The following is a 23,103-nucleotide window of genomic DNA, read 5'->3' as shown; positions in this document are numbered from 1 at the left end:
GCGCGCTCTTTCGAGCTGCGCGCCTTTTCTGTCTTAAGCCAGTGCTTCCAGGATACGCACCCAGGAGCGGATGCCCTTGTGGTAGGAGGCAAGCTCGTACTTCTCGTTCGGCGAGTGGATGCGGTCATCGGCAAGGCCGAAGCCGACCAGCAGCGATTCCATCCCAAGCATCTTCTGGAAATCACCGACGATCGGGATCGACCCGCCCATGCCGATGACGACAGCCGGCTTCGGCCATTCGTCGGACAGCGCGTTCTTCGCCTTGGTAATGACAGGTGAATCGTAGGACAGATGGATTGCCGGTGAGGCGCCGTGCGGGTGAAACTCGATCGAGCAGTCGGCCGGAATCTTCGAGCGGATATAGGCGCGGAATGTCTCGCGGATAGCGGCCGGATCCTGCTTGCCGACAAGGCGGAAGGAGACCTTGGCAGAAGCCTTGGCGGCGATGACGGTCTTGAAGCCTTCGCCGGTATAGCCGCCCCAGATGCCGTTGACTTCAGCTGTCGGCCGCGCCCAGGTGAGCTCCAGAACCGAACGGCCCTTTTCGCCCGATGGTACGGAAAGACCCACCTGGCCGAGGAAGCTCTCGGATGTCTGTCCGAGCTTCTCCCACGACGACTTGATGTTCTCAGGTGTTTCCTCGACGCCCTCGTAGAAATTCTCGAGCGTGATGCGGCCGGTCTGGTCATGCAGACCTGCCAGCGCTTCCGTCAGGATATGGATCGGGTTGGCGGCCGCACCGCCAAACAGGCCCGAATGCAGGTCGCGGTCGGCAGCCGTTATGACGACTTCCTCGCCGACGAGGCCGCGAAGTGCCGCCGCGATCGCCGGTGTCTCGTGGTCCCACATGCTGGTGTCGCAGACCAGCGCGTAATCCGCCTTCAGTTCGGCGGCATTGGCCTCCAGGAATGGCTTCAGCGACGGCGAACCAGACTCTTCTTCGCCTTCAAACAGGATAGTGACGCGGCAGGGCAGCGCACCGTTGATTTCCTTATAGGCGCGGCAGGCCTCGACGAAGGTCATCAGCTGACCCTTGTCGTCGGCGGTACCGCGGCCAGTCAGGATCTTGCGGCCGTTGCCGGCATCCTTGATCGCGGGTTCGAAGGGATCGTTTTCCCAGAGCTCGATCGGATCGACCGGCTGAACGTCATAGTGACCGTAAAAAAGTACATGCGGCGCATTTGGCGTCGCGCCGTCGTGATGGGCGACCACCATCGGATGGCCGGGCGTGTCACGCACCGAAGCCTCGAAGCCCAGCGTCTTGAGATAGGCGACGAGCCATTCCGCCGCCTTGCGGCAATCGGCCTTGAAAGCCGGATCCGTCGATATCGATTTGATGCGCAGCAACTCAAACAGCTTGTCGAGGCTTGAATTGAGATTCTGGTCGGCGCGCGAAAGCACCGGGGTGACGTCAGTCATTTCCGACTCCTCTTGAAATTCCGGCCGGACGATAGACCAAAGGCCAGCGGGTTTCGAGGAGAAAAACCTATGTCGTTCAGTGGCCGCTTCTCGCAGGTCCGGCGAGTGTCCCACTTTGGCAATGTGTAATAAATGGAGAGAAAGAAATCACTAATGCAATTTACGGTTATTTAGCAAACACTAAATAGCTTGGCTGAAAACGCGGTGAGGTGACCAATGTTTTCAGTGATTGCTTGCGTCAGGGATTATCACGATTGGCGCCTCGTCGGGGCGGCCGCCATTGTCTGCCTCGTCGGCAGCCTGGCCACCATGCTGCTGCTTTCGCGCGCTCAGGAGTGCGATGCAGGACAGCGGCGCCTGTGGATCGCCGCCTCGGCTTTTGCCTGCGGCATCGGCATATGGGCAACGCATTTCATTGCCATGCTCGCCTATGATGGCGGCCTGCCGATCAGCTACGGGCTTGGTCTCACCGGTCTCTCGGTCGTGCTGGCGATCGCCGGATCCTGGGGCGCGATCCTCGTCGCTTCGGATGGGACAAGTGGCTACTCCTTCGCCTCAGGCGGCGTGCTGATGGCGCTGGCGATTGCCACCATGCACCTGACGGGCATGCAGGCGATCGAAGCGCAGGCAACGATCGAATACGATCCCTATGTCACGCTCGCCGCCGTCGTTACCGGTGCCGGCCTGGCGACACTGTCTTTCCTGACCTTTTTCAAGCTGACGGGCGCGAAGCGCATCGTCATCTCGTCACTGATTTTCGTGCTGTCGATCTGCGCACTGCACTTCACCTCGATGAGCGGCATTGTCCTTGTTCCCGATCCGGCCAAGGACGTTGCCCAAATGACGATCGCAACCGATGTCTTGGCAGCCATCATCATGGCTGTATCGACCGGGCTGATCCTTGTCGCGCTCGGCGCAGTCTTCCTCGAAAGCCACCTCACCGACCTGCGCGGCCTCGCCAACGCCTCGCTTGAAGGCCTGCTGATCCTGCGCGACGGCCGGATCATCGATGCCAATGAGCGCTTCCAGGAGATGTCCGGCTGGAAATTCGCCGAGCTTCAGGGAAATGTCCCCGATGTGGTCTTGATCTCCCATAGCGCTGACGGCGAAGGGCATAGCGAGATGCTGCTGATCGCCCGCGACGAAACCGAAATATCCGTCGAGGTGGTGGCCAAGAAGATCGTCTATCGCGGACGCGGCTGCGAGGTGCTGGTGATCCGCGACCTCACAGAACGCAAGCGGGCCGAAGAGATGATCGAGCATCTCGCCCATCATGACGTGCTGACCGACCTGCCGAACCGCTCGCTGTTCGATACGCGTATCCGCCAGGCACTGCAGATCGCCCACCGCAAACGCAGCCAGGTGGCGGTCTTCTGCCTCGACCTCGATCGGTTCAAGGCGGTCAACGATATCTTCGGCCATGCAGAGGGTGACCGTATCCTGTGCAAGGTCGCCGCGATCCTCAAGCGCTGCGCCGCCGATGGCGAAACGGTTGCGCGCCTGGGCGGCGACGAGTTCGCGATCATCCAGCCCGGAAAGCAGCCGGAGGCCGCCCGCCGGCTGGCAGCCCGCATCCTCGATGAATTCGCTGCCGGAATGGACACGACGCGCGATCCGACCGCCGTCGGCGTCAGCATCGGGATCGCGCTCTTCCCCTCCGACGGAACGACTGCGGAGGATCTCTGCAACAATGCGGATACGGCGCTCTATCGCGTCAAGCATGCGGGCCGCGGCAGCGCCTGCTTCTTCGATGCGGAGATGGACGAGGCGGTGCGTGCCCGACGCCAGATCGAAAACGATCTGCGCCACGCGATCATCCGCAATCAGATCCATGTGAGCTACCAGCCGATCCTCGACACCAGGACGGGTGAAATCAACGGCTACGAGGCGCTAATGCGCTGGAACCGGCCTGGCCATGGCATGAGCGAACCCAATATCTTCATCCCCATCGCCGAGGAGAGCGGCACGATCGTCCAGCTCGGCGAATGGGTGCTGCGGCAGGCCTGCATGGAGGCGGCGCGCTGGCCTGATCCACTATCCATAGCCGTCAATGTTTCGCCGGTGCAGTTCATGCTGCCCAATCTCTACGATCAGATAGCCGGCATTCTAACGGAAACCGGGCTTGCCCCCGCCAGGCTGGAGCTGGAGATCACGGAGGCCGCACTGGTGCGCGATCGTACGCGTGTCATGGCAACGCTGGTCAGGTTGCGCGAACTCGGCGTCAGGATCGTCATGGACGATTTCGGAACCGGCTTCTCGTCACTGAGCAACCTCAGGACTTTCCCCTTCGACAAGATCAAGGTTGATCGCAGCTTTACCGGCGCTCTTGAACATGACGCTGCGGCGCGCTCGATCGTCCGTGCGATCATCGGCCTTGGTCATAGCCTCGGAATGCCCGTTGTAACGGAAGGCGTCGAAACCGAAGTGCAGCGCCAGATCGTCATGGACGAAGGCTGCGCGCAGGTGCAGGGGCTGTTGCTTGGCAAGCCGGATATCGAACCCAGCATCAAGGCGGCGGCGCGCGAGAGCTTCCTCTCCGCCCAGACGGGAACCGAGGTGCTGAAAATTCACCGCACGGCTACGCGCCAGGCATGACACTCAGATCTTCTTGGCGTTCTCCAGAAGCCGGCGGATATATTCCAGCATCAGTTCGCGCTCGAAGGTCTTGAAGCCGTCGAACAGCGCCAGATCCGCTTCGCGGGCTGTATCGACCGCCTCGTCCCGCATCGCCTGGGCTTTGGGGGTCAGGAATATCAGCTGAGCTCGCTTGTCGGAGGGATGCGGGCGGCGCTCGATCAGCCCGTCGCGGACCATGCGCGACAGCGTATTGGCCATTGTTGCCTGCTCGATATCGACCCGCTCAAGAAGCTTTTTCTGTGTCAGGCCATCTTCGGCCCACAGTTCCAGCAGGATCGGAAACTGGCCGGGAGAAAAGCCGAGACGCCCCGCGCGCTGCTGCAGCGAGCGGGCGAAACCCTTCGCCAGCTGGCTGGCAAGGTAGGCTCCCGAATCCATGCGATTAAATCCCATGATTGTAGTTAGGCCCAAAAGGGCGGCTGAAACAATGCAACAAATCGCATGCGATGGATCAAAAGATGCCTTTTTGCTTCAGATTTATCCATTGACGCAGAAAACAAAGCCGCCATGGTCTGGAGGTTGACCATGGCGGCTCAAAAATGGGGACAAAGGCCCGGAGAGGGGAATGAGGCCTTTGTCCAAGTCTGATGCGGCGGGGGACAAGCCGGGTATCAGACCCGCGGCGCGATCAAACGCCGGTGACTTTGATTTGTGATCTGGAATGTGGTTTTTCAAGGGAACGCGAATAAGCCGCCGATTACAAATTGGTAACAGTTCGGTGAAGGGGTGAATCCCGGATGCCACAGAACTTTATATGGATTTCGCGATGCCTCCACGCTATCCATGCTGCCATGAAAAAAGGCGATCATCTCTTCCTCGTAGACGGCTCCGGCTTCATCTTTCGCGCATTCCACGCGCTGCCGCCGCTGACCCGCAAATCCGACGGTTTGCCGGTTGGCGCCGTCTCCGGCTTCTGCAACATGTTGTGGAAGCTCCTGACCGACGCGCGCGACACCTCGGTGGGGGTGACGCCGACGCATCTGGCCGTCATCTTCGACTATTCCTCGAAGACCTTCCGCAAGGATCTCTACGACGCCTACAAGGCAAACCGCTCGGCGCCGCCTGAGGAGCTGATCCCGCAATTCGGCTTGATCCGCCAGGCAACACGCGCCTTCAACCTCCCCTGCATCGAGACAGAAGGTTTCGAGGCTGACGACATCATCGCCACCTATGCCCGCCAAGCCGAAGCCACGGGCGCCGATGTCACCATCGTCTCTTCGGACAAGGACCTGATGCAGCTGGTGACGCCGAATGTACATATGTATGACAGCATGAAGGACAAGCAGATCGGCATCCCTGACGTCATCGAGAAATGGGGCGTGCCGCCGGAGAAGATGATCGACTTGCAGGCGATGACCGGCGATTCGGTCGACAACGTTCCCGGTATTCCAGGCATCGGCCCGAAGACTGCGGCGCAGCTGCTGGCCGAATATGGCGATCTCGATACGCTTCTGGAGCGCGCCCACGAGATCAAGCAGGAAAAGCGCCGCCAGACGATCATGGAAAACGCCGATAAGGCGCGTCTTTCGAGAGAACTCGTGCGGCTGCGTCTCGATGTTCCGCTGGAGCTTAAGGTCGAGGATCTGGTGCTGGAGCCGCAGAACGGTCCGAAGCTCATCGGCTTCCTTAAGACCATGCAGTTCACGACGCTGACGCGCCGCGTCGCCGAAGCCTGCGATTGCGATGCCAATGCCATCGAGCCTGCCGAAGTGGCCATCGAATGGGGCGCCGCAGCGCACGGCCCGGATCTCGATGTGGCTGAGCCCGCCCCGGTTGCCGGCGGTATTCCGGATCTAGCCGGTGCCTCCGTTCCGGTCCCGGAAAAAGCCAGGGCCGGTGCGGTCGAGGGTGCCTTCGTTGCTGCCGATCTTGCCAAGCAGCGCGCCGAAGCCTTCGCTGCCTTGCCGTTCGACCATTCGGCCTACGTGACGATCCGCGATGTCGAGACGCTCGATCAGTGGATCGCCGCTGCGCGCGATACCGGCCTCGTGGCCTTCGACACCGAAACGACGTCGCTGGATGCGATGCAGGCCGAGCTCGTTGGCTTCTCGCTGGCGCTTGCCGACAATTCGAAAAGCCCGACAGGCGTATCGATCCGTGCCGCCTATGTGCCGATCGGCCACAAGACAGGCGTCGGCGATCTGCTCGGCGGCGGGTTGGCTGGAAACCAGATCCCGATGCGCGATGCGCTGCCGCGGCTGAAGGCGCTGCTCGAAGACGAATCGGTTCTCAAGATCGCACAGAACCTGAAATACGATTACCTGCTGATGAAGCGTTACGGTGTCGAGACGAAGAATTTCGACGACACGATGCTGATTTCCTATGTGCTCGACGCCGGTACCGGCGCCCACGGCATGGATCCGCTGTCTGAAAAGTTCCTCGGCCACAAGCCGATCGCCTACAAGGACGTCGCCGGTAGCGGCAAGTCGAACGTCACCTTCGACCTCGTCGATATCACCAAGGCAACGCATTATGCCGCCGAAGACGCGGATGTCACCCTGCGCCTCTGGATGGTTCTGAAGCCGCGGCTCGCCGCCGCCAAGCTGGCGACGATCTACGAGCGTCTGGAGCGTCCGCTCCTGCCCGTTCTCGCCCATATGGAAGAGCGCGGCATCACCGTCGACCGTCAGATTCTCTCGCGCCTCTCGGGCGAGCTGGCGCAGGGCGCTGCACGCCTCGAGGACGAAGTTTATACGCTGGCGGGCGAGCGCTTCAACATCGGTTCGCCGAAGCAGCTGGGCGATATCCTGTTCGGCAAGATGGGCCTCGAAGGCGGCACGAAGACCAAGACCGGCCAGTGGTCGACATCGGCAAGCGTTCTCGAAGACTTGGCCGCGGCCGGCTTCGAGCTGCCGCGCAAGATCGTCGACTGGCGCCAGCTGACCAAGCTGAAGTCCACGTATACCGACGCGCTTCCGGGATACGTGCATCCGCAGACCAAGCGGGTTCATACGTCTTATTCGCTGGCCTCCACCACGACCGGCCGCCTTTCGTCGTCGGAGCCGAACCTTCAGAATATTCCGGTCCGCACTGCCGAAGGTCGCAAGATCCGCACGGCCTTCATCTCGACGCCGGGACACAAGCTGATCTCGGCCGACTACAGCCAGATCGAACTGCGCGTGCTGGCCCATGTCGCCGATATCCCGCAGCTGACCCAGGCCTTCGCCGACGGCGTCGATATTCATGCCATGACCGCCTCCGAGATGTTCGGCGTTCCTGTCGAGGGCATGCCGAGCGATGTCCGCCGCCGCGCCAAGGCGATCAATTTCGGCATCATCTACGGCATCTCGGCCTTCGGCCTCGCCAATCAGCTGTCGATCGAGCGTTCCGAGGCGGGCGACTACATCAAGAAGTATTTCGAGCGCTTCCCCGGCATCCGCGACTACATGGACAGCCGCAAGCAGATGGCCCGCGACAAGGGCTATGTCGAAACCATCTTCGGCCGGCGAATCAATTATCCGGAAATCCGCTCGTCCAATCCGTCGGTGCGCGCCTTCAACGAGCGCGCTGCGATCAACGCGCCGATCCAGGGCTCGGCTGCCGATGTCATTCGCCGCGCGATGATCAAGATGGAACCGGCGCTTGCCGAGGCCGGTCTGGCCGATCGTGTGCGCATGTTGCTGCAGGTGCACGACGAACTGATCTTTGAAGTCGAGGACGCCGACGTCGAGAAGGCCATGCCGACCATCGTCTCCGTCATGGAGAACGCCACCATGCCGGCGCTGGAAATGCGCGTTCCGCTCAAGGTTGATGCGCGCGCGGCTAGCAACTGGGACGAAGCGCACTGAGCGCTTCGTCCGATATTTGCAAAGATTTTTCTTAAAGATCCAAGTATTTGATTCCGTTTGATTTACGGCAAAATACCCGTGGCATTTTAACGCGGAAGGAAGGAACTTATTAACCTTCCTTTTCTAATCCGTTCAGGTCGGTAATTTGAGTGAGCAGCAGGTCGCATGCGTTTTCCCAGAACGAACTTGACGGATGCCGCGGAGATTTCTGCGGAAGTTGACGTGCATCAGGATGAAGACGGCACAGGCGAGCGCCCGGCGCCGCCGATCTGGCAGAGCAATTTTTCGCTGGCGCCGAATGTCCGGTTCACCCGTACGCCGGAGAACCTGCTGCGCCGCACCCCGCCCGAAATCCCGCAGCTGGATGAGCCGGTAGAGGTCGTCGTCGCCGAAGCGGCTCAGGCCGTGGAAAGCCGTACGCCGATCGTCGTCGATGTCCCTTTCGACGCGCACGCCCCGCAGCTCGCGCCAGCCGTCCGCGTCCCGCTCCCGCCCGTGACCCGCGTGGCGACGCAGCCTGTCGTCAGGCCACCGTTGCTGCCCATCGTCCGCACACCGGCCCCGCCCGCTGCACCCGTTCACGTCCCGTCTTTGCCGGAAGCGCCTGTGGCGGCAGAGCCGTATCATGCTGCCGGTGAGCTTGCCTCGATTTCGGACTTCGCCTTCTGGGAGGTAATGGCCTTCGAAGAGGGCGCTGCACCTGCCGCGCCGCAGTTCCACCCGGTTCCGATGCCGAAGGTGGAGGTATCCGCCGAGTCGATCATCGCCAATTTCCGCGTCATGGAATGGCACCCGCACCGCCGCGTGGAGGCGGCACCTGCCACTGCTCCGGCTGCAATCGCACCGGCACCGATCGCGGCACCGGCGCCCGCTGCGCCAGCCCCCGTAGCCGCCCCGCCCCAGGCAAAGCCGGTTCAAGCGGCAGCACCCGTGCCACAGCCGGCACCGGTAGAAGCCCGCACGCAGCCGATCGCACCGATCCCGGTCCGCACACCCGCCGTCGCCCCGGTGACGATGCCGGCGCCGCGTCTGGCCGCTGCAAAGCCTGCTGTCGCCAAGGTCGATGCATCCGGCTACGAATTCCCGCCGAACGAGTTGCTGCAGCAGCCGCCCGAGCGGCTGGGCGAAATCATGACCCAGGAAGCGCTGGAGCAGAATGCCGGCCTTCTGGAAAGCGTGCTCGAAGATTTCGGCATCAAGGGCGAGATCATCCACGTCCGTCCAGGCCCGGTCGTCACCCTCTACGAATTCGAGCCGGCGCCCGGCGTGAAGTCGTCGCGTGTCATCGGCCTTGCCGACGATATCGCCCGCTCGATGTCGGCTCTCTCGGCTCGCGTTGCCGTGGTGCCAGGGCGCAACGTCATCGGTATCGAACTGCCGAACCAGACGCGCGAAACGGTCTATTTCCGCGAGATGATCGAAAGCCAGGATTTCGCCAAGAGCAGCTACAAGCTGGCGCTCGGTCTCGGCAAGACCATCGGCGGCGAACCTGTCATCGCCGAGCTCGCGAAGATGCCGCATCTGCTCGTGGCCGGTACCACCGGTTCCGGCAAGTCCGTTGCCATCAACACGATGATTCTGTCGCTGCTTTATCGCATGTCGCCGGAACAGTGCCGCCTGATCATGGTCGATCCGAAGATGCTGGAGTTGTCCGTCTATGATGGCATTCCGCACCTGCTGACCCCCGTCGTCACCGATCCCAAGAAGGCCGTGATGGCGCTGAAATGGGCGGTCCGCGAGATGGAAGAGCGCTATCGCAAGATGTCGCGTCTCGGTGTGCGCAATATCGACGGCTATAACGGCCGCGTGGCACAGGCCCGCGAAAAGGACGAGACCATCCACATTATGGTCCCGGTCGGCTTCGACAAGGGCACTGGCGCGCCGATCGAGGAACAGCAGGAACTCGACCTGACGCCGATGCCTTACATCGTCGTCATCGTCGACGAGATGGCCGACCTGATGATGGTCGCCGGCAAGGATATCGAAGGCGCGATCCAGCGTCTGGCACAGATGGCGCGTGCCGCGGGTATCCACCTGATCATGGCGACGCAGCGCCCCTCGGTCGATGTCATCACCGGTACGATCAAGGCGAACTTCCCGACCCGTATCTCCTTCCAGGTGACCTCGAAGATCGACAGCCGTACGATCCTCGGCGAGCAGGGTGCGGAGCAGTTGCTCGGCCAGGGCGACATGCTGCACATGCAGGGTGGTGGCCGCATCGCCCGCGTCCACGGTCCCTTCGTCTCCGATCTCGAAGTCGAAAAGGTCGTGGCACACCTGAAGACGCAGGGCCGTCCGGAATATCTGGATACGGTCACGGCGGGCGACGAAGAAGAAGAGGAAGCCGAAGACAGCGCCGTCTTCGACAAGAGCGCCATGGGCGCCGAGGATGGCGACGAGCTCTATCAGCAGGCGGTCAAGGTCGTGCTGCGTGACAAGAAGTGCTCGACCTCCTACATCCAGCGCCGCCTCGGCATCGGCTACAATCGCGCCGCATCGCTGGTGGAACGCATGGAAAAAGAAGGTCTCGTCGGGCCGGCAAACCATGTCGGCAAGCGTGAAATCGTCTCGGCGCGAGGCGAGGGCGAATAGGTAGGCAGCTGCAGCGCCCGTTCAACGGCGCTGCAATTCCGCTAAGCGCACCGTCTCGCGGACGAACTCTGTCTTGCCGCCGGTATAGTAATCCCAGTCGTCATTCGCCTCGCCCATCAGCCGCAGCTTCAGCGCGGCATAGGCGGCTGCCCTGTCAGAATGCGTCTTGAGATAATCGCGAAACAGGATGCGGTCGCGCAGCACGTGGTTCTCCAACGTGCAGAGATAGAGCCGCGCTCCATAGGAGCCGCGGCCGCTGGTGAAGGTCCAGCTCTGATCGCCGTACTTGTCACCATGATAAGTGTAGCCGGGTACAGCCTGCATCCGCTCGACGGCCGTGGCAACGGTCTCCGGATCAGCAAAGGCCGCATGCAGATCGATCTTCGGCTTTGCCGCCAGTCCGCGGACGGATGTGCTGCCGACATGGTGGAACACCGGTGCCAACCCGGCGAACACCGGCGCGAGTTCGGCGCTCACCTGCGCAAAGAGATCCGGCCAACTGTCATCGTAGGGTAGGACGACGATGGCCATGGGATCTCCTTCGATCAGCCCACTTCCGCGAGGAAGCCGTTCAGCGTATCGACGATCTTGCGTTCGGCCTCGGCCAGCGTCCCGCTATTGTCGAGATCGGTGACGTCGTAGTCGCCGCGAACCGTCAGCGAGCCGCGGGCAAGACGGGCCATGATGTCTTCATGGGTTTCGCGGCCGCGGGCCTCGAGGCGGCCTGCGAGCACCTCAGGCCGGGCCGTGACGTTGATCACCTTGAGACGCGGGAAGGCGGCCTGGAAGTGGTGCAAGGCTGAGCGTGAACCGTTGGCGATGACCAGGTGTCCCTTGCCGAGCGCCACGGAGACCTCGGCCGGAATGCCGTATTTCAGGCCATGCGCTTCCCACCAGACGGCAAAGCTGCCGGATTGCTCCATCGAGGCAAAGCCGGCATCCGATACCGAGAGATGGTCCTCGCCGCCGGCATCGCCATCACGGGTGATGACGCGGCGGACAAAATGGACGTCGGGACGGCTGCCGAAATGCTGGGCAGCGACGGCGATCAGCGTATCCTTGCCGGCGCCGCTCGGGCCGACAACGACGACCATGATGCCGCGTTCGCTGCCGGGAACTGCGTGGGGTTCGTGCGACGGGATCATGCGACACGGCGTCCTTCGCGCCAGACAGAACGGGTGACCGGCACGCCTTCGTCACGGAAGACGCGCACCAGATCGGCGCGCAGCCCGGTGGCGATCCGGCCGCGATCGTCGAGGCTGACGGTGCGGGCCGGCGTCGAGGTGACCATGGCAATAGCCTTCGGCAGCGAAATGGACTCGACCTCATCGGCGATGATGAAGGGCGCATAGAGCATGCTGAGCGGCACATAGTCGGAAGACAGCACATCCAGAACGCCGCGCTCGGCCAGATCGCGGGCGGCGATATTGCCGGAATGCGACTTGCCGCGCACGATGTTCGGCGCGCCCATCAGGACGCTCATGCCGTGTTCATGCGATGCCTTTGCGGCGTCGAAGCTCGTCGGGAACTCGGCAAGGCGCACGCCGTTCTCGATCGCCTCGTCCACATGATCGAGCGTCGCGTCGTCGTGGCTGGCAATCGTGATGCCGCGTTCCTTGCAGATCTTGGAAATGGCGATGCGGTGGGGCGTGGAGTTGCGGGCGGATTCGGCAAGCCGCTTCTCGATGAACTTGGCAAACACCTCGTCGGAGAGGCCGCGCTTCTTCTGATAATAGAAGATGTACTGGTCCATGGTCTGGAACTGCCGCTGGCCGGGGGCGTGGTCCATCAGCGAGACGAGACGGACATAGGGGTCGTTCTCGAAGTCGGCGAAATGCTCCATGACGTTGTCGGCCGAGACCTCGCAGCGCAGATGCAGCAGATGCTCGGCCCGCAGGCGGCCTTCCTGCTCGGCCTTCTGGATGGCGTCGGCCATGTCGCGCATCTCGCCGCGATCGAAGCCGCCATCCTCGTCCGCGCCCATGCGCAGGCAGTCGAAGACGGTGGTGATGCCGGAGGTGACGATCTGCGCATCATGCGCCTGGATCGCTGCCGTCTTGTGCCAGCGCAGGCCGGGGCGTGGCGAATAGTGGCCTTCGAGGTGGTCGGTATGCAGTTCGACGAGGCCGGGGAGCAGGTAGTCGCCCTCGAAGTCCTCGCCATGGGCCGAGTTGCCCTCGGAAATGTCGGCGATCTTGCCGTCGCGGATCAGCAGCGAGCCGTGAAGGATGTCATCCTCGAGAATGATGCGGGCGTTGGAAAGCACGGTCTCTTTTGTCATTGCATCGTCTTTCAGCGTTTGGTGCCGGTAAACGGCAAAAGGCTATGAACCTTGAAATCGGCGCCGCGTGTCTCCTCGGTGAAGACGGCGATGCCGGAAATGGAAAGCGGACGTCCGGTGAAAGCGCCAAAACGCCGCTCCAGGATCGATTTCATCAGCGCCGAGCGCTCGTCCGGAACCTGGCCGGTCAGTGTCATGTGGAAGCCGAAATCGTCCATGACATAGGGGTAGCCCCAGCGCATCAGATTGGCTCTCTGGCTTTCCGTCAGCTTCTCCGGCTTGCGCCTGGCAATATCGGCCTCGGACAGGGCGGCACGCAGCGGCTCGAAGGACTTTACCACGCTTGCGGCAAAATCCTGAAGCGGCGGATGCAGCGAGCCGGGCACGAGTGCGAAGAACCGGCCAAGCTGGCCGAGTACCAGTTCGGGAATTTCGAAGGCTGGAGTGCGGGCCGCGAAGTCCTCGACCACGGCCATCAGGTCGCTCTCGGTCACCGAGGAGGCAAGCGCGAATGGCGCCTTGATCGTCGCGTGGAAGCCGTAGCGGCGCGGATCTGCGGTCAGTGCCGGCTGCTCTTCGGCAGGAAGCCCCGCCTCTTCGGGAGCCGGGTAAGTTTCGCCGGAAAACGCATCGCGGCCGAGCCATTCGGCAGCCGCCCGCGTCAGGAAATCATCCTGCGGCGGCGTGAAATAGAGAGCGTATCGCAAAGGTCTTGTCCCGGGAAAGCGTCAGAAACAGGGGTCGCAATGTCAGTGATTTGACCGCGGACTGCAAGCTCGTTCCCGGCTAAAAGATTTCCGTGACAGAATGATGATGACGCCGTGGCGCCATCATCTTTTTAATGTGTCTTGCTGCCCATCAGCCGGTGGCGAAGAGCGTTCGAGGCCATGTCGAACAGGAAGACGACGATCAGGATCAGGATGACCATATAAGCGACGTTCTCCCAGTTGGAGTTCGTGCGCATCGCTTCCCAGAGCTTTAGGCCGATACCGCCGGCACCGACGGCGCCGATGATCGTCGCGCCGCGGACATTCGATTCCCACTGGTAGAGCGTCTGGCTGACGATGACTGGGACGATCTGCGGGATGATGCCGTAGCGATGCACGAGCATCGTCGAGGCACCGGTCGATTTGATGCCTTCGCGCGGCTTGTTGTCGATATTCTCGAGGCCTTCCGAATAGAGCTTTCCGAGCGTTCCGGTCTCCGTCAGGAAGATGGCGCCGGAACCGGCAAGCGGCCCCGGGCCGAAAGCACGGGTCAGGAACAGCGCCCAGATCAGCATGTCGACCGAGCGCAGGAAGTCGAAGAAGCGCTTCAGCACTTGGTTCAGCAGCCGGTTCGGCGTGATGTTGCGCGCCGCCAGGAAAGCCAGCGGGAACGCCACCAGCGAGCCGAGCAGGGTGCCGAGGAAGGCCATGACAATGGTCTGGAAAAGCTTGGTCCAGACGTCGCCGTGCTGCCAGGCCGAATTGTTCCAGATATTGTCGAAGGCAAGCGAGATGTTCGACTGGCTGGGGTCGAGGCGCGGGCCCGATACGATCAGGCTCAGAACTTCGGCGGCCGGCTTGTCGAAGAAAGGGGAATGCGTATCGAAGACGAAATTCGCCCAGCCGAGGAAGCGCTTTCGCACCTTCACGCGGTCGGAGGCGATGCTGACGTCACCGGCAAAGCCGAGATCGGCAAGCACGTTGTCGTCATAGACGGTCATCCACGAGGGAACTTCGCCGACGACCTTCGGGGCGCCGGATGAGAGATCGACGGGAACGCTGATGCCATGAGCGTTGACTGTCGTCATTGCCTTGGTGACCACGACCGTGCGGTTCGTGCCGCTGACGAAAACGGTGACGCTGCCGGGTTCGTTCTTCACCCAATCAGGATGCGGATCGTCGCCGAGTGGCGAGAAGCGCGGGTAGCGCGTCTCGATCGAGCCGTCCTCTTGAATGCGGAATTCGGGCTGTACGTCGTAGCTCACCCATTGGCTGAGATAGATGCCGACGCGCTCCCAATGGGCTTCGGCGAGTAGCTTCGGCAGGTCGAAGAACCAGACGGCGTAGAGACCATAGAGCAGCGTCGCGATCACGATCAGCAGGGCGCCGAACCGCTGGCGGAACGAGCGGTGGAAATATTCGGGATAGCGCGCCTCGATCTCGTGCATCCGGTTTGCGTCGATCACCGTCATGGCGGGCCTCAATGTTGCAGAAGGAAAGCGTGCTCGCCGACCAGACGGCGGCGCAGCCATGCGGAGAACTGATCGACGGCAACGATCGTTACGAAGAGCAGCAGCACGAGAGCCACCGTCTTCGCGCCGAAGCCGCGCGAGATGGAAAGCTTCAGCTCCTCGCCGATACCGCCGCCGCCGACTGCGCCGATGATGGTCGAGGCGCGCACGTTGATCTCAAGGCGCAGCAGCGCATAGGAGGCGAAGTTCGGCATGACCTGCGGCATGGCGGCGAAACGGACGCGCTCCAGCCAGTTGGCGCCGACCGCCTTCATGCCTTCATCCGGTTTCATATCGATGTTTTCGACGACTTCGTAAAACAGCTTGCCGAGCGCGCCGATTGTGTGCAGCGAAACGGCGATGATCGCGGCCACCGGACCGATCGACAGGATCGCCGAAAACAGCCCGGCGATGACGATCTCGGGAAAGGCGCGAAGGAATTCCATCACCCGCTTCGAAAACACCCGCAGCGGCCAGTTCCTGGTCAGGTTGCGGGCGGCAAAGAAGCTTAGCGGCACCGCGAAGATGAAACCGATGATCGTCGAGACGAGCGCGACGTTGATCGTGATGATCATCAGCTCGAAATATTCAGGAATGTAATAGTCGCCGAAAACATAGACCCGGCCCTTGGCGAAGTTGAACTCCTCACCGCCCTTGTCGTTCGGGCTCGCCAAGTCAAACAGCGCGCGCCAGACGTCGTGCCAGTCCTTCGGGATCAGCCAGCTCAGGAAGTCGAAGAGATGCGGAAGGCGGTCGAAGAAGTGACCTGCATTGCTTTCGTCGGCGAAGCGGACCGAGCTGACGAAGGCGATCAGAAGCAGGATCAGGCCGATGCCGGTATAGAGGCGGCGGCGCGCCACCATGCGGCCCCAGGCATCGCCAATCTCTCGGCTGCTCTGCTGGGTTTCATGCGCGTGGATCCGGGAATCGGCAAGGGTCATGGCGTGTCCGCTTCGTCGCAGGAAAAAGGGCGGCCAATGACGGCCGCCCCCGATGAATGTCAGTCGATTAGCCGCCGATGGCAGCCTTACGAACGTCTACAACGGCGTTGTAGAATTCGTGCGTGACAGGCGCGTAGCCCTTGTAGTCGCCGCCTTCGATAGCGGTGAAGCACTTGTGGTCCTTCTCCGGCAGAGCCGTGAAGAATGCAGCCAGCTTCTTCTGCCACTCTTCGCCGAGCTCGTTGCGAACGACGAGCGGGCCGTTCGGGATCAGCGGCGAGCGCCAGACTTCGACCAGCTTGTTCGGGTCGACAGCACCCTTGTCGACTTCCTTGCGGAAGGTGCCGGAGGTGTAGCCGTCCTTGAAATCGCCGAGGCCCGAGGAGTCGTCAACAGCAACGTCGACCTTGCCGTCATATGCAGCGAGAAGGTTGTTCTCGTGACCGCCGTTGAACTGCGTGGAGGCGAAGAACTGGTCGTTCGGCATGCCCGTGTCCTTCGGGATCTGCGTCAGCGGAACGAGATAGCCCGAGGTGGAGTCCGGATCGGCGTAGCCGAGCTTCTTGCCCTTGGCGTCGGCGATTGTCTTGATGCCGGAGGACTTCAGGGCGAGACCGATCGAGTAGTAGCCGGTCGAGCCGTCCTTCTGCTGCGTCGTCAGGATCGGGGTGACGGCCTTTGCGTCCTTCAGGTAGACAGCTGCATAGCCGGAAGCGCCGAGTTCTGCGAAGTCGAGCGTGCCGCCGAGCAGGCCCTGGATAACGCCGTCATAGTCGGCGGCCGGGAACAGCGAGACCTTTTCGAAGCCGAATTCGGTCTTCAGGTGGTCGGCGAGGCAGGCGTAGTTACGCAGGCGGTCGGTTTCGTTTTCGCCACCGAGAATGCCGACGCGGAATTCCTTGAGGTCTGCAGCATGCGAAACGCCGGAAAGCGCGAAAAGCGCCGTCGCGGCAAAGAGTGCTTTCTTCAACATGGTACTCTCCTGATTGACCGGTGTCCCCGGTGGTCTCTCTTGATACGAAGAACTGTGCCCTTGACGCGGGCTCTCGATCGCAGCCGTCTCGCTCAGAGACCGGCCAGCGCCAGCGGTTGGAGGCCAGCGGATTGATGGGCGGCAGCTGCCGCCGGAATGTTGATCGATGTCGACGTCATGGTTTCGTCGATACCGGCGCCGTCCTTGTCGGTGCCGTAGATTTCCTTGACCGCAGACGCATCGAGGTCACCGGGCTTGCCGTCGAAGACCACGCGGCCACCGGCCATACCGACGATCCGTTCACAATAACTGCGGGCGGTGTCGAGCGTGTGCAGGTTGGTGATGACGGTGATGCCCTCGCGTTCATTGATGTCGCGCAGCGCGTCCATGACGATCTTGGCGTTCAGCGGGTCGAGCGAGGCGATCGGCTCATCGGCGAGAACCATCTTCGGCTTCTGCATCAGCGCGCGGGCAATCGCCACGCGCTGCTGCTGGCCACCCGAAAGCGTGCCCGCAAGCTGCAGCGCCGTCTGCTCGATGCCAAGGCGTTCCAGAGCGGCAATCGCATGGATGCGCTCTTCGCGGCTGAAGATGCTGAGCAGCGAGAGCATCGTCGGACGATGGTTCAGGCGGCCGAGCATCACGTTGGTCAGCACATCGAGACGCGGCACCAGATTGAACTGCTGGAAGATCATCGCGCAGTCGCGCTGCCAGTTGCGAAGCGCCTCGCCGCGCAGCGACGAGACTTCCACGCCGCCGAAATGAATGGAGCCGGAGGTCGGTTCCTGCAGGCGGTTGATCATCCGGAGAAGAGTGGATTTGCCGGCGCCCGAACGGCCAATAATGCCGACCATCTGTCCTTGTGGAATATCGAGCGTGACGGAATCCACTGCCAGCTTTTTGCCAAAACGGCGGGTGACATTCTTCAGCTCGAACATCATGCTCTTCCTTGCAATCCGGGACCTTCGTCTCGCAGTGCATTAGTCCCGCTTGATGAACCTCCAATGTCAGTTTTGTGTAATGACTGTCACAATCAGCGCCGGCAAAGTTGCATCAAACGCCGTGCCGGCTAAGGAAATCCTCGGCCGAAAGCGCGCGGAAATCGTCGAGCGCCGAGCGCAGCTTCGAATGCTCCCAATCCCACCAGGCGAGCTTGTCCATCCGCTCGCCGACACCCCTGCCGAACCGCTCGCGAATGAGCTTTGCCGGTACGCCGCCGACGATCGTGTAGGGGACGACATCCTTGGAGACGACGGCGCCCGCGCCGATCACGGCGCCGTTGCCGACGGTCACGCCGGGAAGGATCGTCGCGCCATGACCGATCCACACGTCATGACCGATGGTGACGCGATTGGACCGGCGCCACTCGAAGAAATCGGTTTCCATGTCCGCATCCGGCCAGTAGTCGGTGGCGCGGTAGGTGAAGTGGTGCAGCGTCGCCCGCCAGGTCGGATGGTTGGTGGCGTTGATGCGCACCGCGGCGGCGATGTTGACGAACTTGCCGATCGTCGCGCACCAGATCGAGCCGTCCTGCATGATGTAGGAATAGTCGCCGAACTCCACTTCGCTGATCCGGCACCGTTCCGAGACCTCGGTATAGCGGCCAAGTGTGGTGTCGCTGACCGATGCCGTCTCGTGGATATAGGGCTTTTCGCCGATCTGCCGGGTCATGCCGCAATGGCCTTTCTGGGAGAGAATTTCTGAACGTCGAGAATGCGGTTGGCGGCTGCTTCGCGCACTTCCTCGTCATGGAAGATGCCAAGCAGGGCAACGCCCGCCTTCTTCTTGTCCGCGATCATGCCGACGACGACAGCGCGGTTGGTGGCGTCGAGCGATGCCGTCGGTTCGTCGAGAAGCAGGATGGTATGATCGGTGATGAAGCCGCGGGCGATGTTGACGCGCTGCTGCTCTCCACCTGAGAAGGTCGCGGGCGGCAACTGCCAGAGTGCCTCCGGCAGGTTGAGCTTGGTCAGCAGGACGGCAGCCCGCTCTCGCGCCTCGCTCGCCGGTACGCCGCGGGCGAGCAACGGCTCGGCAACGACGTCGAGGGCTGCAACGCGTGGCACGGTGCGCAGAAACTGGCTGACATAGCCGAGTGACTGCTTGCGCACCTCGATGATCGTGCGCGGATCGGCCGAGGCGAGATCGACGACCTTGCCTTGGTGATTGACCAGGATCTGACCGGTATCGACGGCATAGTTGCCGTAGATCATCTTCAGGAGCGAGCTCTTGCCGATGCCCGAGGGGCCACCGAGCACGACGCATTCGCCTGCGGCAACCGAGAAGGAGACATCCGAGACGACGGGCAGCTTGATGCCGTCGCGCAGATGCATGGTGAAGCTCTTTGCGACTTCCGAAACGACGAGTGGCGTTGCCATGGTCACACCTGCAGGATGGAGGAAACGAGAAGCTGGGTATAGGGCTCGCGCGGATCGTCGAGCACGCGGTCGGTGAGACCATGCTCGATGACATTGCCGTCCTTCATCACCATCATCCGGTGAGACAGCAGGCGCGCGACCGCGAGGTCGTGGGTGACGACGATCGCCGCAAGCCCGAGATCATTGACGAGACCACGGACCAGATCTAGCAGGCGGGCCTGCACCGAGACGTCGAGGCCGCCGGTCGGCTCGTCCATGAAGACGAGGCGAGGGCCAGTCACCAGATTGCGGGCAATCTGCAGGCGCTGACGCATCCCGCCCGAGAAGGCGCGCGGCTGGTCGTCGATGCGCTCGGCATTGATCTCGACGCGCTCCAGCCAGTCGATGGCCGTCGAGCGGATCTTGCCGTAATGCCGGTCGCCGATCGCCATCAGCCGTTCGCCGACATTGGCGCCGGCCGAGACCGTCATGCGTAGGCCGTCAGCCGGGTTCTGGTGCACGAAGCCCCAGTCGGTGCGCATCAGGAAGCGGCGCTCGGCCTCGTTCATGCGGTAGAGATCACGGTAGCTGCCGTCGCGCATGTGATACTCGACGCTGCCGGTGGTCGGCATCAGGCGGGTCGAGATGCAGTTGAGCAGCGTCGTCTTGCCGGAGCCGGATTCACCGACGATGGCCAGCACTTCACCGGGCCAGAGATCGAAGGACACGTTCCGGCAGCCGATGCGGTTGCCGTAGAATTTCGAGACGTCGTTGACTTTGAGAAGCGGTGTGTCGGTCATTCCGCAGCCTCCTTGGGCGCAAGCATTTCGCCGGCATGGCCGTGCTCGCGGCGGTCTTCGCAATGGTCGGTATCGGAGCAGACGAACATCCGCCCGCCCTTGTCGTCGAGAATGACCTCGTCGAGATAGACTTCCTCGGCGCCGCAGAGCGCGCAGGGCTTGCCGAAGCGCTGGATCTCGAAGGGATAGTCCTCGAAGTCGAGGCTGACGACGTCTGTATAGGGCGGCACGGCGTAGATGCGCTTTTCGCGACCGGCGCCGAAGAGCTGCAGCGCATCGGACATGTGCATTTTCGGATTATCGAACTTCGGGGTCGGCGACGGGTCCATAACATAGCGCCCGGCAACCTTCACCGGATAGGCGTAGGTCTTCGAGATCCGGCCGTTATGGGCGATGTCCTCGTAGAGCTTCACATGCATGAGGCCATATTCCTCCAGCGCATGCATCTTGCGGGTCTCGGTCTCGCGCGGTTCGAGGAAACGCAGCGGCTCCGGGATCGGCACCTGATAGACTAGCACCTGATTGGCGCCGAGCTTCTCTTCCGGAATGCGGTGGCGCGTCTGGATGATCGTCGCATCCTTGGTATGCGTGGTGACCGCCACATTGGCGACCTTCTGGAAGAAGGCGCGGATCGAGACGGCATTGGTCGTATCGTCGGCGCCCTGGTCGATGACCTTGAGTACATCGTCGGGGCCGATGATCGAAGCCGTGACCTGCACGCCGCCGGTGCCCCAGCCGTAAGGCATCGGCATTTCGCGGCTGGCGAAGGGCACCTGGTAGCCGGGGATGGCGATCGCCTTCAGGATCGCGCGGCGGATCATCCGCTTGGTCTGCTCGTCAAGGTAGGCAAAGTTGTAGGTGGCAAGATCGGTCATTCGGCTGCTTCCTTCATTGCTTCGCCGTTGCGGCGGCTTGCCTCGAAGTCGCGGCGCATGCGGCGCACGAGATCGAGTTCGGCCTGGAAGTCGACGTAATGTGGCAGTTTCAGATGCTCGACGAAGCCGGTCGATTGAACGTTATCGGCATGCGAGATGACGAATTCTTCGTCCTGTGCCGGTGCCGTCACGTCCTCGCCGAGTTCACCGGCGCGCAGCGCACGATCGACCAGCGACATCGACATCGCCTTGCGCTCGCTCTGGCCGAAGACCAGACCGTAGCCGCGGGTAAACTGCGGCGGCGCCTTGGCAGAGCCCTTGAACTGATTGACCATCTGGCACTCGGTTACCTGGATCGTGCCGAGCGAGACGGCAAAGCCGAGTTCGGGAACATCGAATTCGACTTCCACCTCGCCGATGCGGATTTCACCAGTGAAGGGGTGGTTGCGACCGTAACCGCGCTGTGTCGAGTAGCCGAGCGCCAAGAGGAAGCCTTCATCGCCCCGGGCCAGTGCCTGCAGCCGCAGATCCCGGCTCATCGGGAATTCCATCGGCTCGCGCGTCAGGTCGCCGATCTCGTGATCCTCGGGCATGTCCCCATCACCCTCGATCAGACCTTCCTGGCCGAGGATCTCGGAAACGCGGATGACACGGCCGGTTTCGGCCTGACGCTGAGCCGGCTCTTCGACGGCTTCGTCGGTCAAAAGCGATGGGTCGAGCAGACGGTGCGTGTAGTCGAAGGTCGGGCCGAGCAGCTGGCCGCCCGGCAGGTCCTTGTAGGTTGCCGAGATACGGCGCTCGATGGTCATGCGGCTGGTGTCGAGCGGCTGTGAATAACCAAAGCGCGGCAGTGTCGTACGGTAGGCGCGGAGCAGGAAGATCGCTTCGATCATGTCACCGCGCGACTGGCGCACAGCGAGTGCCGCTAGCGTCCGGTCATAGAGCGAGGCTTCGGCCATGACGCGATCGACCGCGAGGGCCAGCTGGGCAACAATCTGCTCGATGCCGATGGCCGGAAGCGAGCGGTCGCCGCGGCGGCGGTCGGCGAGCAGGCGGTGAGCATTGGCGATGGCGGCTTCGCCACCTTTGACTGCAACATACATTGCTCACATCTCCGTTGCGGTAATTTTGGTGGTGCGCGGCAGGCAGAGGAAACTGCTGCCCGCCGTCAGAACGATGTCGATGCCCCTCGGGAAGAGGGTGCGGTTCTCGTTCCAGAGGCGGATGAATGTCTCCGGCAGCCCCGCCGGCGCGATTTCCGTCACGGTCTTGATCCCCGGTCCCATCAGCGCCAGCGTCTTGCCGCCTTCGAGCGAAGCGATCTCGATAACAACAGTCGTCGAGCGGTCGGGGTATTCCTGCGTGCCCGGCGCAAAGAGTCCGAAAGACGAAACTGCCATGCCGCTGTCGACGAAGGCGAAGCGCGCTTCGGCCTTCTCGGTCGTGACGGTCGCACCGGTATGAAAGCTCAGCCAGCCCGGCACCGCAGATTTGTTGAGCGCAGGCGAAAGCCAGACGGGCGTGTCGTGATCGCAGAGCGTCAGTGCGATTGCACCGGCCGCTACGCCAAGAGGGGCCGGCGGAGCAGCATCGGGCGCCAGCGTCTGGATAGAGCCGGGGCGGGCCATGGCATCCATCATCGCCTTGAAGACGCTCTGGGCCTGGAAAACCGGCTCGGCAAAGCCGCCGGTCAAAGTATCGCTTTTGAGTTCCATCAGTCTTCTCCCCGCACCATGGTGAAGAAATCGACGCGGGTCGCGGCCGTCTCGTCGGCCTTCTGCTGCGCCGCGGCGGCAATGTGCCGGGCGATCGGCTGAAGCAGCTTTTCCTCGACGAAAGCCCTGCTTGCCTCTTCCTGCCAGAGAGCATCGAAGATAGCGGCAAGCCGTGCCTTCTTCCGATCGGTGCCGAGCGACTGGCCGTGGCCGACGGTCCCGCTTTCCAGCCGGATCGTTGCACGGGTGACCGTCACTTCGCCGAGATTGAAGGGCGAGCCGCCGCCGCCAATACGGCCGCGAACCATCACCAGCCCGGTTTCAGGGCCGCGCACAGCCTGCACTTCCGGTTTGTCCGCAAGCGCCTCCCAGGCGTCATTCAATTCGGCAAGGTCGGAGCGGGCGAGGAGATCGACCACTCTTTTCCTGCTGTCGGCTGCCTCGATTTTCTCTGCTGCTCTCATCGCCACATCCTTCGAAATGTCTATTGATATAGACAACCATACA

20 protein-coding genes are annotated in these 23,103 nt (G+C 62.2%); 3 read left to right on the top strand and 17 right to left on the bottom strand.

Translation table 11 applies throughout. The features are described 5' to 3' along the window. Positions 1–33 precede the first annotated feature (33 nt). Complete coding sequence (locus J2X43_RS10050; RefSeq protein WP_310293623.1) at positions 34–1,419, bottom strand: dipeptidase; 1,386 nt, start codon at positions 1,417–1,419, stop codon at positions 34–36. Positions 1,420–1,635: 216 nt separating this feature from the next. Here J2X43_RS10050 and J2X43_RS10045 point away from each other — a divergent pair, with 216 nt between their 5' ends. After that, positions 1,636–4,014 (top strand): EAL domain-containing protein, encoded by a 2,379-nt coding sequence (locus tag J2X43_RS10045; RefSeq protein ID WP_310293621.1) that lies wholly within the window; start codon positions 1,636–1,638, stop codon positions 4,012–4,014. A 3-nt stretch (positions 4,015–4,017) separates the two neighbouring features. On the opposite strand, the gene J2X43_RS10040 is transcribed toward J2X43_RS10045, so the two are convergent. Then, a complete protein-coding gene (locus J2X43_RS10040; RefSeq protein WP_112385043.1) occupies positions 4,018–4,434 on the bottom strand; it encodes a MarR family winged helix-turn-helix transcriptional regulator in 417 nt (138 codons plus the stop codon). A 413-nt stretch (positions 4,435–4,847) separates the two neighbouring features. Between J2X43_RS10040 and polA the strand changes: the two genes are divergently transcribed. Next, on the top strand, positions 4,848–7,844 hold the full coding sequence (gene polA, locus J2X43_RS10035; protein ID WP_310293617.1) for a DNA polymerase I: 2,997 nt from the start codon (positions 4,848–4,850) through the stop codon (positions 7,842–7,844). Positions 7,845–8,009: 165 nt separating this feature from the next. Beyond that, entirely contained in the window at positions 8,010–10,436 is a 2,427-nt protein-coding gene (locus J2X43_RS10030; RefSeq protein ID WP_310293615.1) for a DNA translocase FtsK, read from the top strand. Between the two features lie 21 nt (positions 10,437–10,457). Here the strand turns inward: J2X43_RS10030 and J2X43_RS10025 are convergent, their stop codons facing one another. From J2X43_RS10025 to phnG, 15 genes are all read right to left on the bottom strand, one after another. Further along, positions 10,458–10,967 (bottom strand): GrpB family protein, encoded by a 510-nt coding sequence (locus tag J2X43_RS10025; protein WP_310293613.1) that lies wholly within the window; start codon positions 10,965–10,967, stop codon positions 10,458–10,460. A 14-nt stretch (positions 10,968–10,981) separates the two neighbouring features. Continuing rightward, positions 10,982–11,581 (bottom strand): phosphonate metabolism protein/1,5-bisphosphokinase (PRPP-forming) PhnN, encoded by a 600-nt coding sequence (gene phnN / locus J2X43_RS10020; RefSeq protein ID WP_112514267.1) that lies wholly within the window; start codon positions 11,579–11,581, stop codon positions 10,982–10,984. Beyond that, positions 11,578–12,717: an alpha-D-ribose 1-methylphosphonate 5-triphosphate diphosphatase gene (locus J2X43_RS10015; protein ID WP_112385048.1), complete on the bottom strand. Its 1,140-nt coding sequence runs from the start codon at positions 12,715–12,717 to the stop codon at positions 11,578–11,580. Before J2X43_RS10015 ends, phnN begins: the two co-directional genes overlap by 4 nt. Before the next feature lie 11 nt (positions 12,718–12,728). Further along, complete coding sequence (locus J2X43_RS10010) at positions 12,729–13,424, bottom strand: DUF1045 domain-containing protein (RefSeq protein ID WP_310293610.1); 696 nt, start codon at positions 13,422–13,424, stop codon at positions 12,729–12,731. A gap of 131 nt (positions 13,425–13,555) precedes the next feature. Further along, on the bottom strand, positions 13,556–14,896 hold the full coding sequence (phnE, locus tag J2X43_RS10005; RefSeq protein ID WP_310293608.1) for a phosphonate ABC transporter, permease protein PhnE: 1,341 nt from the start codon (positions 14,894–14,896) through the stop codon (positions 13,556–13,558). Between the two features lie 8 nt (positions 14,897–14,904). Continuing rightward, positions 14,905–15,876: a phosphonate ABC transporter, permease protein PhnE gene (phnE, locus tag J2X43_RS10000; protein ID WP_310293606.1), complete on the bottom strand. Its 972-nt coding sequence runs from the start codon at positions 15,874–15,876 to the stop codon at positions 14,905–14,907. A gap of 67 nt (positions 15,877–15,943) precedes the next feature. Further along, positions 15,944–16,849 carry a phosphonate ABC transporter substrate-binding protein gene (gene phnD / locus J2X43_RS09995; RefSeq protein ID WP_112385052.1) on the bottom strand — a complete coding sequence of 302 codons (906 nt, stop codon included), beginning with the start codon at positions 16,847–16,849 and terminating at the stop codon, positions 15,944–15,946. 92 nt (positions 16,850–16,941) lie between these two features. Continuing rightward, complete coding sequence (phnC, locus tag J2X43_RS09990) at positions 16,942–17,787, bottom strand: phosphonate ABC transporter ATP-binding protein (protein WP_310293605.1); 846 nt, start codon at positions 17,785–17,787, stop codon at positions 16,942–16,944. Between the two features lie 115 nt (positions 17,788–17,902). Further along, positions 17,903–18,520: a DapH/DapD/GlmU-related protein gene (locus J2X43_RS09985; RefSeq protein WP_310293604.1), complete on the bottom strand. Its 618-nt coding sequence runs from the start codon at positions 18,518–18,520 to the stop codon at positions 17,903–17,905. Beyond that, the gene (gene phnL, locus J2X43_RS09980) at positions 18,517–19,227 is read right to left on the bottom strand and encodes a phosphonate C-P lyase system protein PhnL (protein ID WP_310293602.1); all 711 of its coding nucleotides are present in this window, start codon (positions 19,225–19,227) and stop codon (positions 18,517–18,519) included. Before phnL ends, J2X43_RS09985 begins: the two co-directional genes overlap by 4 nt. A gap of 2 nt (positions 19,228–19,229) precedes the next feature. Continuing rightward, entirely contained in the window at positions 19,230–20,006 is a 777-nt protein-coding gene (phnK, locus tag J2X43_RS09975) for a phosphonate C-P lyase system protein PhnK (protein WP_112385056.1), read from the bottom strand. Beyond that, positions 20,003–20,881, bottom strand: a complete 879-nt coding sequence (locus J2X43_RS09970) for an alpha-D-ribose 1-methylphosphonate 5-phosphate C-P-lyase PhnJ (RefSeq protein WP_112539950.1) — start codon at positions 20,879–20,881, stop codon at positions 20,003–20,005. The genes phnK and J2X43_RS09970 overlap by 4 nt, the downstream gene beginning before the upstream one ends. Next, entirely contained in the window at positions 20,878–21,984 is a 1,107-nt protein-coding gene (locus tag J2X43_RS09965) for a carbon-phosphorus lyase complex subunit PhnI (RefSeq protein WP_112385058.1), read from the bottom strand. The genes J2X43_RS09970 and J2X43_RS09965 overlap by 4 nt, the downstream gene beginning before the upstream one ends. A gap of 3 nt (positions 21,985–21,987) precedes the next feature. Continuing rightward, positions 21,988–22,596, bottom strand: a complete 609-nt coding sequence (gene phnH / locus J2X43_RS09960) for a phosphonate C-P lyase system protein PhnH (RefSeq protein ID WP_310293596.1) — start codon at positions 22,594–22,596, stop codon at positions 21,988–21,990. Continuing rightward, complete coding sequence (gene phnG / locus J2X43_RS09955; protein WP_310293594.1) at positions 22,596–23,060, bottom strand: phosphonate C-P lyase system protein PhnG; 465 nt, start codon at positions 23,058–23,060, stop codon at positions 22,596–22,598. The genes phnH and phnG overlap by 1 nt, the downstream gene beginning before the upstream one ends. Positions 23,061–23,103 lie beyond the last annotated feature (43 nt).

The sequence above is a fragment of the Rhizobium sp. BE258 genome, from assembly GCF_031457345.1.
Lineage (GTDB): Bacteria > Pseudomonadota > Alphaproteobacteria > Rhizobiales > Rhizobiaceae > Rhizobium.
The sequence above is the reverse complement of the archived record's forward strand: the minus strand, read 5'-3'. Positions and strand labels throughout refer to the sequence as shown.

Excerpts from the sequence above, each read along its gene's own strand:
- J2X43_RS10050 (WP_310293623.1), bottom strand. The coding sequence starts at position 1,419 with ATGACTGACGTCACCCCGGTGCTTTCGCGCGCCGACCAGAATCTCAAT.
- J2X43_RS10045 (WP_310293621.1), top strand. The coding sequence starts at position 1,636 with ATGTTTTCAGTGATTGCTTGCGTCAGGGATTATCACGATTGGCGCCTC.
- J2X43_RS10040 (WP_112385043.1), bottom strand. The coding sequence starts at position 4,434 with ATGGATTCGGGAGCCTACCTTGCCAGCCAGCTGGCGAAGGGTTTCGCC.
- polA (WP_310293617.1), top strand. The coding sequence starts at position 4,848 with ATGAAAAAAGGCGATCATCTCTTCCTCGTAGACGGCTCCGGCTTCATC.
- J2X43_RS10030 (WP_310293615.1), top strand. The coding sequence starts at position 8,010 with ATGCGTTTTCCCAGAACGAACTTGACGGATGCCGCGGAGATTTCTGCG.
- J2X43_RS10025 (WP_310293613.1), bottom strand. The coding sequence starts at position 10,967 with ATGGCCATCGTCGTCCTACCCTACGATGACAGTTGGCCGGATCTCTTT.
- phnN (WP_112514267.1), bottom strand. The coding sequence starts at position 11,581 with ATGATCCCGTCGCACGAACCCCACGCAGTTCCCGGCAGCGAACGCGGC.
- J2X43_RS10015 (WP_112385048.1), bottom strand. The coding sequence starts at position 12,717 with ATGACAAAAGAGACCGTGCTTTCCAACGCCCGCATCATTCTCGAGGAT.
- phnE (WP_310293608.1), bottom strand. The coding sequence starts at position 14,896 with ATGACGGTGATCGACGCAAACCGGATGCACGAGATCGAGGCGCGCTAT.
- phnE (WP_310293606.1), bottom strand. The coding sequence starts at position 15,876 with ATGACCCTTGCCGATTCCCGGATCCACGCGCATGAAACCCAGCAGAGC.
- phnD (WP_112385052.1), bottom strand. The coding sequence starts at position 16,849 with ATGTTGAAGAAAGCACTCTTTGCCGCGACGGCGCTTTTCGCGCTTTCC.
- phnC (WP_310293605.1), bottom strand. The coding sequence starts at position 17,787 with ATGTTCGAGCTGAAGAATGTCACCCGCCGTTTTGGCAAAAAGCTGGCA.
- J2X43_RS09985 (WP_310293604.1), bottom strand. The coding sequence starts at position 18,520 with ATGACCCGGCAGATCGGCGAAAAGCCCTATATCCACGAGACGGCATCG.
- phnL (WP_310293602.1), bottom strand. The coding sequence starts at position 19,227 with ATGGCAACGCCACTCGTCGTTTCGGAAGTCGCAAAGAGCTTCACCATG.
- phnK (WP_112385056.1), bottom strand. The coding sequence starts at position 20,006 with ATGACCGACACACCGCTTCTCAAAGTCAACGACGTCTCGAAATTCTAC.
- J2X43_RS09970 (WP_112539950.1), bottom strand. The coding sequence starts at position 20,881 with ATGACCGATCTTGCCACCTACAACTTTGCCTACCTTGACGAGCAGACC.
- J2X43_RS09965 (WP_112385058.1), bottom strand. The coding sequence starts at position 21,984 with ATGTATGTTGCAGTCAAAGGTGGCGAAGCCGCCATCGCCAATGCTCAC.
- phnH (WP_310293596.1), bottom strand. The coding sequence starts at position 22,596 with ATGGAACTCAAAAGCGATACTTTGACCGGCGGCTTTGCCGAGCCGGTT.
- phnG (WP_310293594.1), bottom strand. The coding sequence starts at position 23,060 with ATGAGAGCAGCAGAGAAAATCGAGGCAGCCGACAGCAGGAAAAGAGTG.